The organism is Vibrio sp. 2304 (genome assembly GCF_033339475.1).
GTDB lineage: Bacteria > Pseudomonadota > Gammaproteobacteria > Enterobacterales > Vibrionaceae > Vibrio > Vibrio alginolyticus.
The window spans coordinates 1-501 of sequence record NZ_JAWOUQ010000163.1 but is presented as its reverse complement, the minus strand read 5'-3'; the positions used below and the strand labels follow the sequence as shown (position 1 = coordinate 501).

General features: G+C 28.1%; 1 protein-coding gene. It reads left to right on the top strand.

Features of this window, described 5'->3' with window-relative positions:
* Positions 1-23: 23 nt before the first annotated feature.
* The coding region (locus R7P64_RS24810) for a M3 family metallopeptidase (protein WP_318124310.1) at positions 24-501 on the top strand (478 nt) is incomplete at its 3' end.

The window sequence follows — 501 nt, the reverse complement described above, 5'->3', positions numbered from 1 at the left end:
TTAAAGAAGACTCTAGATTAAAAATATATGAGCATTTCATAGATGATATACTAAGAAGGAAAGAACATATATTGTCAGATAAAGAAGAATCGATAATCGCACAATATAGCGAGGCTCTGATGGCTCCTGAAAATATTTACTCAATCTTCAACGGAGCTGATTTAACTTTCCCTGTTATAAATAAGAATGGCACAGAAATAGAAATTACTAAAGGTAATTTTATTCAGTTATTAGAAGATAGAGATAGGGAATTTAGGAAAAAAGTTTTTTATGAATTTTATAATGTATTCTTTAAGTTTAGAAACACATTAGCATCAACATTAAATGGAAATATTAAGAAAAACATCATAACTGCCAGAATAAGAAATTACAGTTCGGCTTTAGAAGCTAGTTTATCAGAAAATAATGTTGATGTCATAGTTTATGATAATTTACTGGATTCGATCCATAGGAATCTAGATAGTATGCATAAATATGTAGAGGTAAGGAAAAAAGCATTAA